Source organism: Mesorhizobium sp. M7A.F.Ca.CA.001.08.2.1 (assembly GCF_003998455.1).
Taxonomy (GTDB): domain Bacteria; phylum Pseudomonadota; class Alphaproteobacteria; order Rhizobiales; family Rhizobiaceae; genus Mesorhizobium; species Mesorhizobium ciceri.
Window position 1 is genome coordinate 1 of the sequence record NZ_RZPW01000216.1, and the last position, 8,645, is coordinate 8,645.

The 8,645-nt window shown below is 58.8% G+C and carries 6 protein-coding genes; all 6 read right to left on the reverse strand.

Annotation, left to right across the window (positions count from 1 at the left end; all coding sequences use genetic code 11):
- A partial coding sequence (locus EN914_RS14930; protein WP_245497820.1) for a Wzz/FepE/Etk N-terminal domain-containing protein occupies positions 1-1,058 on the reverse strand: 1,058 nt, incomplete at its 3' end.
- A 1-nt stretch (position 1,059) separates the two neighbouring features.
- Positions 1,060-3,057 (reverse strand): asparagine synthase (glutamine-hydrolyzing), encoded by a 1,998-nt coding sequence (gene asnB / locus EN914_RS14935; RefSeq protein WP_024502433.1) that lies wholly within the window; start codon positions 3,055-3,057, stop codon positions 1,060-1,062.
- Positions 3,058-4,317, reverse strand: a complete 1,260-nt coding sequence (locus EN914_RS14940; protein ID WP_024502434.1) for an O-antigen ligase — start codon at positions 4,315-4,317, stop codon at positions 3,058-3,060. It lies immediately after the preceding gene.
- Entirely contained in the window at positions 4,314-5,522 is a 1,209-nt protein-coding gene (locus EN914_RS14945) for a glycosyltransferase family 4 protein (RefSeq protein ID WP_024502435.1), read from the reverse strand. The genes EN914_RS14940 and EN914_RS14945 overlap by 4 nt, the downstream gene beginning before the upstream one ends.
- A 416-nt stretch (positions 5,523-5,938) precedes the next feature.
- The gene (locus tag EN914_RS14950; protein WP_024502436.1) at positions 5,939-7,708 is read right to left on the reverse strand and encodes a calcium-binding protein; all 1,770 of its coding nucleotides are present in this window, start codon (positions 7,706-7,708) and stop codon (positions 5,939-5,941) included.
- A 327-nt stretch (positions 7,709-8,035) separates the two neighbouring features.
- Positions 8,036-8,645 (reverse strand): ATP-grasp fold amidoligase family protein (locus EN914_RS14955; protein WP_281034656.1); only part of this gene is annotated, 610 nt, incomplete at its 5' end.

Sequence of the window (8,645 nt, forward strand, 5' to 3'; positions counted from 1 at the left end):
ATGTTTCTGATTTCTTGGCCCGCAGGCGCGCGAGCCTGTCGAGCCGCGAGATCGGCAAGTTCAGGCCCGCCAATGGCTTCGGCCACGGAGACGAAAGAAGCCCCCTGCGCTCGAAGCTCCTGAACATGTCGCAGCCGAGTTTCCACAGCGGCGAGATCTGCGTTTGACATCGACAATTGCTGGCTGAGGTCGGCCCGTTCCCTGGCTGCATTGTCCGCCGAGCCTTGGTCGATGGCTCCGTGGCTCAACCGATATTTCTCAAGGCGGTCGGCCGCTGCCTGCAGATCGTTTTGCAGCCTGGGCAGGCTGGTGGTGATCGCATCGAGTTCTTGCTGGTCGGATGCCTGCCTTCTCCTTATCAGATTGTCGACATAGACCTGAGCGAATGTGTTGGCCACGAGCGCCGCCCGCGCGGGACTGTCATCGGCGAAAGCGACGGAGACTACTCTCGATCGCAGCTCCTGCCCGACCCGCATTCCTTGCCGCAAGGCTCTCAATTCGGAGGCATCCTCGGCCTGTGAATCGCTGATTGTTTTGTCCGCTCCTGGCCACAGTCGGTCCAGTAGACCACCGGCAAGCGAGCGTGTCCTCGGGGGAGGGATGGCAGACGGCTCAAGCCGGGAATTCCCGCTAGCGGAATTGTCCTGTCCGGTTTCAGCCGCACCTGTCTTGCGCAGTGCCGCCATGACGCGGCGCAGATGGTCTTGCGACGATAGCATCGTGATGTGGTCATCTATGCTTGAATCGACGAGGTCCTGCGAAGACGGGGCGCCGACGGGCAGTGAACCGCGCGATGGGGCGTCGATGATAAGCTGAGTAGTTGCCTCGTAGAGAACCGGGCGAAGACTTCCCAGCAACCCCGCCAGCAGCCCGCCCAACACAGCGAAGGCAACAATAGACCATTTTCGCCTTGCCAGAATCACGAAGAGTTGGTGCGACGCGGTGGCCGGCTCGACATATTCGCGCAATGACCGCACGTGCACTCTGCCTTCGAGAACCGGTGCTGGTGGTTGATTGATCCGTGGCAGCTGGATCGGGCTGATTGCGGAACCTACCATTTTATACTCCTGCCAGATCGGGTTCATGAATTGGGCCGGTTTGCTGTGCTTGCCGGTTGGCTCGGCTCCGCCAGGCCTGGAACATCAATGCGGACCACAATTCGCGCGAGCGGTTCTGGCCATCAATGTGATCGCGCCAGCAGGCGTCGATCTTCGCAGCGTCCAATACGTCACTGCTTTCTGCTCGCATGTCGGCGAGAAGATCGCTGGCCCAGTTGCGCAGCGGACCCCGCAGCCATGCTGCGATAGGGACATCGAAGCCCTGTTTCGGACGCTCGATCAGGTGCTGCGGGAGATAGCGGCGTAGCAATTGACGAAGAATCCATTTGCCGGCGCCATCACGAACTTTCATGTTGGATGGCAGCCGCCAGGAGAATTCGACAACGCGGTGGTCAAGCAGAGGACACCGGCCCTCAAGGCTGTTGGCCATAGTGGCACGGTCCAGCTTCACCAAGATATCGCCAGGCAAGTACCCCGCCATGTCATCGCACAGAAGACGGGAGAGCAGGTCGTCAAGCGGCGGACCGCCGTGGCCGTAGATTGGTTCGGTGGGCCGCTGACGTCCCAGGTTTTCAGCCTGTGGCCGCGCCAGCCGCTGAAACAATTCGTCTTCATTCGATGCCGTGAGCAGCCGGGCGAGACGTTCCATCCGGTCGCTCCGGATAAAATGCCTCGCGCTCGCAGAGAGTGGCAGTTTGCCGATGACATCGTCGCGTCCTGCGCGTGCGAAAAAGCCTGCCCCTGCCGCCAAGGTTCGGCGCAGTTGTCGGGGCAGGCGCAGGTGTCGTTTCAACCGCTCCGCCATGAAGTGGCGGCCGTATCCTGCGAAGCATTCGTCACCGCCGTCGCCCGACAGCGCTACGGTGACGTGCTGACGAGCGAGCCTGGCAACGAGCAAGGTCGGTATCTGCGATTCATCGGCGAAGGGTTCATCCCAGACCTGCGGCAACTCGGGAATGACGTCACGTGCGGCGCTGGGCGAGAGGTGAAGTTCGGAGTGGTCGGTGCCCAGATGACGGGCAACGGCCGCTGCGTATGGAGCTTCATCAAAGCCGCCCTCTGCGAACGAGATCGTGAAACTGCGAACCGGCTTGCAGGATTGAGCCTGCATCAGGGCGATCACGGCTGAGCTGTCGATCCCGCCCGACAGGAAGCCACCCAGAGGGACGTCGGCGATCATGCGTTCCCGCACGGCCAGCCGAAGCCGGTTGTCCAGTTCGTCAACCAGATCTTCGTCGGTGCCGGTAGCGGGGTTCCGTCGCCCATCGGCTGCAACGTCAGCCAGTGACCACCAGCGGTGAATGCGTTGGGAAAGACGGTCCGCGCTGCGGTCTTCGGCATAATTCGCCGCGGTGATGGAAAGGACGGAACCAGGCGGCAGTTTGAACACGCCTCGCCAGATACAGAGATGGTCCGGCACCCATCCCGTTGAAAGCATTGCCGCCGCGGCATCAAGATCAAGGTCGGGAGAGAAGCCCGGAAAGGTGTTGATCGCCTTCAGCTCAGAGGCGAAGACCAATGCGTCTCGGGTCGAAGCAACATAGAGGGGCTTTTTGCCCATCCTGTCACGGGCCAGATAAAGGCTTCTTGTCTTCAGATCCCACAATGCGAACACGAACATTCCGGCAAAGCGTTTGAGGGCGGTTTCAAGCCCCCAATGCTCGATTGCGCTGAGCATCACTTCGGTGTCGCTGGCGCCTTGAAAGGTTTGGCCCGCACTCTCGAGTTCGCGACGCAAATCGCGAAAATTGTATATCTCACCGTTGAAAGTGATCACGTACCGGCCGCTGGCAGAATGCATCGGCTGGTGCCCGGCGGCTGACAGGTCGACAATTGCCAATCGCCTGTGGCCCAATGCGATTCCAGCCTCGCGATCGGCCCAGAGCCCTTCGCCATCCGGGCCCCGGTGACGCAGCGATGCGGTCATCCGCCCGATCGCTTGGAGCGGCTTTATGTCTGTGGCATCGGAAGCCAATAGAATTCCGGCGATCCCACACATTTAGGGCACCCTGGGCTCGGCAAGTTGCGGCCGAAGTGCGGTCGGATTTCCGGCAACGAGGCAGAAAGCCAGCGAAAACCACACGATCGGATGGCGGATGATCAGGTGAGGCATGCTGAAGATTATCGTCGACGCACCGAGCACCAGCAGCGCGTCGAAGCCCGCTCGCCAGGCAACCGACATTGCGGCTCCCACGATCCAGACCAATGCCATCACCGCAAGCAATCCGCCCTGCAGGTAAAGGTCAAGAACGGTGTTATGGGCCTCGAAAGGGCGCTGTAGAAATTGACGGTCGGCGACGGGCGGGCGCTCGAGGTGAGGCCCAGGGCCTAATCCCAGGGACCCGGATTTCAACCCCGTTTCCACCGCATCCTGCCACAGATAGAGCCGGAGTTCGAATGTTTCGAGTGTCGCTTCCCCACCCTGGTCCTTGGTAAGGCTCTTGGCAAAATGGGCGACGCTGGCCTCTTCGGTGAGCGCGTACGGCGTCATCGCCAGCGCTAAAGGCAAGGAACCCGCCAACAGCACAATTGCTGCCAAGCGGGGCAGGCTGGCGCGACCGCTTGTTGCGATCCATGCACGAAGCCGCAATCCGAGAAAGACGAGGCAGCTCAGGATACTGGTGTAGAGATAGGTGTCGCTCTTCGTCAGCCGGCCGACATAAAAGGTCAGGATCAGGCTGGAGAATGCGAGCAAACGGCGCCATGGGTTGCGGGTGGTCGTGGCAAGGTGCAAAGCCAGGGGGCCAAAAAGCGCGCAATAGAGCGCAAGTTGGTTCGGGTTCTCGGACCAGCCACGGAATCTGTCCCAGAACCAGGGGTCGACGCCGGGCTGGTGGGCCACCCCAAATGCCAATCCCAGCTGAATTACGAAGCTTCCATTGGCGATGGCGATCACCCACCAGGCACTGCGGCGAAGGTGACGATCGGCGTCGGGCTCCGCGGCCGCCAGGCATGTGAAGCCGGCCAGCAGCATGTAGGCCATCACGTCATGTACCAGCCCGGTCAAGTAAAGGACGGTGGTCAGGTAGCCGACGATCGTGCCGATTCCCAAAGCCAGCGACAAGATCAGCCAGAAGCTCGCCAGTTGGACAAAAGCGGGTGTGACCTGGAGACGACCCCCGGCGAATATTCGTCCAATCGCCAGAGCGATCCAGATCGCGATGAACAATTCGCCATAGCCGAGCGACAATCCCGGAACGGCCAGTTGCGTCGCGTAGGACATCGCAACTCCCAGGGCGAGCAAGGCGTCCCGGATCATTGACGTGCTCCGCCCCGGTGATCTGCGAGGCTGCCCTCAAGTGCGACAGCAGGGAGCGGTCGCGGAAGCCCCGCGCGGAGTGTGTTTTCGTACAGATCGCAGTACTGATCGACCACCAACGGCAGGGCAAATCGCTCCCGCACAAGTTCAGCGGAACGGGCGCCCATTGCCTTTGCCCCAGCGCGGTCGGACAGCAAGTCTATTGTTCGCGAGGCAAGGGCATCGGCGTCATGCGGTGCAACCAGGTAGCCATTCCACCCGTCTTCGACGACGTCTCTGCAGCCTGGCATCCTGGAAGCCACGATTGGCAGTCCCGAAAGCCCCGCTTCCAGCAACACACGCGGTACTCCTTCGCGATACTGGGTGGGAAAGGCGAATACATCGGCCATGCCGAGGAGATCAGCGACATCGCGTCGTGGACCCAAGGCCAGCACATGAGATGCGTGCCGGTCGATCTCGGACTTGTCGATTGCGAATGAGCCTTCGGATTCTCGCGGGCCGACAAGCACAAATCGTGCTGCTGGTCTTTCGGCCACGACGCGAGGAACCGCCTCGAGGAGGGTTCCCACACCCTTCTGACGGGTCAAGCGGCCGACAAAGATCACCACTTCGGCGGACTGGAGGCCGAGTTCCCTACGCATCTTCGTTGCCGAGGACCCGAGATGGCGCACCGTTGCGAACGCATCGACATCGATTCCGGAACTGCGTATCAGTCGCGAGCTTCCGCGACCGGTCAGCCGAAAGCGCTCGAAGAACAGTTGGTCATCACGATTTTGGAAAACGGTCGCCGCCGTCCACGAAGACGCGAGCCATTGCAGCGCGCAATAGACCGGACGCAGGGCCAAAGCGCGAGGCGCCAGAGATGAGAACGTCCAGCCCAGCCCGTTGATGGTGCGAATAACCGGAACTGTTCCCCGCATGGAAAGGGGCGTCAACAGATTTGGCTTGGTGTCGAAACTCTGGATGATGTCGGGCCGAAGCTCCCGCATCAATCGGCGCATCGTTCCGAGAGCACGCCATTCCCCGCCGCCAGATGCAAACCGGTCGAAGGAGAACCTGTGATGCGAAATGTCATGCCTTAAAAACGGTACGGGAGAACCGCTCGAGACCGCCGTAACGCGAAAGCCTTTCTCTCGCAGCGCGATGAGGAAGGGAACTCTCAAGGCGTGATCCTCGCCTCCCACGCAGACCAGATGTGGGTTCATCTGCCTCTCCCCAGCGCACACGGCGGGCAATCGAGTAACTGACGCTCTCGATGCTGCCACGGCCCGGTTTCATCACCTATGAGCGCATCCCGCGCGAGTGCACGCTATGGGGAGGCCGGGTTCCTGTCCTCGTCCGTTTGAATGACACCATGATGTTTGGAAAGGGGTAGGACCAGTGAGGCGAGATTCCCTCGCAGTGGGGAGCGCTAATGTCCCTCCTGTCTTGCCGACGCAGTCTCACCGGGACGCGCCCACGGCATTGCCTGAAGTGGGCACGATGAGTGGCTGGAGTAAGGCGTGGCGGACCTGAGCTCCGCGGCTCGCTGATGGGCGCGAAGTTCGGACGCTCGGCCCAAACGACTGTCGGCGAGGCCCCAAGACCTCGCCGACCTTTTAAGGCATTCGTCGCTGGAGCGTCAGGTGACCAGGAAAGACGATGCGGTAATCGACAGATGCGGAGAGAGGCTCGCGAAATGGATCTGGTTTGCGCCTCCGACGCCGTCGCTGTCGAAAGAAAGAGCTCCGGTCGAACTGTTGTAGATAATGTGATCGGAACTGTCATGCGCCGCTTTGCCGGCAAAGAAAGCGTCCGACGAGAGGCCCCCCTGATCGAGACCGGCAAAGATGGAATGGTCGAGGTGGATCTTGTCCTGGGCTTTGTTGAAATCAGTGATCCTGTCGACGTTTCCAGAACCAAGGGCGGTACTGAACACGAAGGCATCTCTGCCCCCGTGCCCGGTCAACGTATCGGCCCCGCCGCCACCGTCGATCTTGTTGTTACCGGCATTGCCGTGAATGGTCTGTCCGAATTCGTTGCCGGTCAGATTGATGGCGGCCTTGCCGGACGCCTTGGTGGTTGCGAGTTGCTCGATGTGCGAGCCAGCCGAAAGAGCGAAGCTCACCGAGGCAAGAACCTTGTCGAGGCCGCTTCCTCTCTGCTCCACCACCTTGTCGTGGGCATTGTCGACGTAATAGGTGTCATTGCCGCCATAGCCGGTCATCTTGTCGGCGCCACCGCCGCCATTGATCTTGTTGGCACCACCATTTCCATAGATGGCTTGACCGAATTCGTTGCCGGTCAGGTTGATGGACGCCCTGCCACCCGAATTGGCGGTGGAGAGCTGCTCGACATGTGATCCCGCCGTAAGAGCGTAACTCACCGAGGCCGCGACCTTGTCGAAGCCCCCGTTTGGCGCTTCCATGACCTTGTCATGAGCATTGTTGACGAGATATTTGTCATTGCCCCTGGTTGCGTGGAAAACGTCTGCGCCGCGCGTGCCATGGAAGACATGATCGCTTCCCGACGGGGCCGGCGCGGTGGGAGCAGGGGTGCCGACGTGAGTAGGAGGTGTGGTCGGTGTGCCGACCGGATCACTGACCGGGGGCGTGGCAGGATCACTAACCGGGGGCGAGACCGGGGCATGGGTGCCCTCGAGATTGTGCTGGAGGAAAAAGGCTTTCAGTTCCGAGGCGCTTTCAAGCGCGGTGTCGCCATTCTGCGTTCCCCATTTATAGGTATAGTCAAAGGCCGGCGACGGAACCAGTGCGGCCCAACGATCAATCATGGCCTGCTCCTGGGCAGCGGTGGGCATGACAAACTTGCCGCCAGCGCTGGTTTCCCAGTTGCCACCACCGAACGCTTGGTAAAGCGGGACGATCTTGTCAATCGGGATGCCTGCTTCACCGGCAGCCGCAACCATCTTGTCGATATGGGTGTAGTCGGGAGCCGAAGTGTTGTTGATGGGGTAATAGCCGATACCGTAGAAATCGATGCCCGTATTCGCCGGATTGTAAGCGGCGTGGGCCGGGTCGTTCGGGTTCATGTAGCTCGGCGAGCCATCCGTGCCCAAGTTCATCATCGTGATGAAGGTCTTGGCGCCGGGAACATGAGAATGAATCCAGTCGGATTCCGCCTTTAGGTTTGCAGCGGTTGCGTAGCTGCCCCACTTGCCTGTCGGATCAGGCTCGTCGCTAAGGTAAAACCCGAAAACATTTGGATTACCTATGAAGGGAGTGACTTTATCAATGAAAGACGAAGTTACTCCGTCGTGCTCACCGAGATAAACCAAGCCTTTCATGCCATCCGGCAAGGCATTGACTTGCGAAACGTACTGAACATCAGCCAGATTGAATCCGGCGGTTGCGATCTCGGCGGCTGATCCACCGGACGCGTAGTGGAGTGTCATCCAAAAATCCTTTGGTTGATTCGGTTATGCCCCACGTCTGCTTAGTTGACGGCGCATATTAGGCCCAAATCAAATACGACACCCGCTGGATAGAATCTTTGATCGCCGACAGGATTGCTGCACAGCAGGAGATGTTCCGCTTCGGGTCAACCGAAGTCTTTTAAAACAGTGCCGCAACAACAACATAAGCCCCTCTCATCCGGCTCATTGTTGAGCCGCGTGATTGGGAAATATCCGCCTTTTCCAACCGGGTTATCCCCAACTAAGGGAAAGCCATTGAGGATGCCTCGGCACATGAACCGAGGCTTGCGCTGACGCCCTCGCGGCTCACCCGCCAACTTGACGGTCGAAAGATCGTGCCGCTTGCGGCGTGAAGCGGCCACCTATCGCTGCTTTAGGAGCACTTTCTGCCTTGATCCTATTTAAAAAATCGATGGCCCAACTCTCGTTTGAAATATGATCCGACCCAGCGCATGGAGAAAAAGTCATCTCTCCAAAATATATGTCACCGTTAATGCTGTACAAATCGACCCTGACAAACTCAACATCCCTAGATATCGTTTCCGCGATCTCGATCATTTTTTCGAGATTTTCCGGCCTTTCTACGTTTTCTGGCAGTTCATAACCATACATGACATCAATCTGCTTAAAATCCGGAAGAGAAAAGACAGCCCTTTTATGATCAACAAATCTACCGACGTCGACCTGAAGATAAATTGCCTTGCCGCGAACGCAAAAGAATTTGTAGTCACTTAATTCACCACCAGTAGAAATGTTGTCTTCGACAATTAATTTCTTTTCCATTTTATAATATTGTGTCTCTCGCCCAATATTGAAGTACGACCTCTTAGAGAAATTTAAGAATTCCTCTATGGTTTTCCTATTGAGCGGTTTGTCGAGGAATATAATTTTTCCAGAGGAATGGGTCGGTTTCATC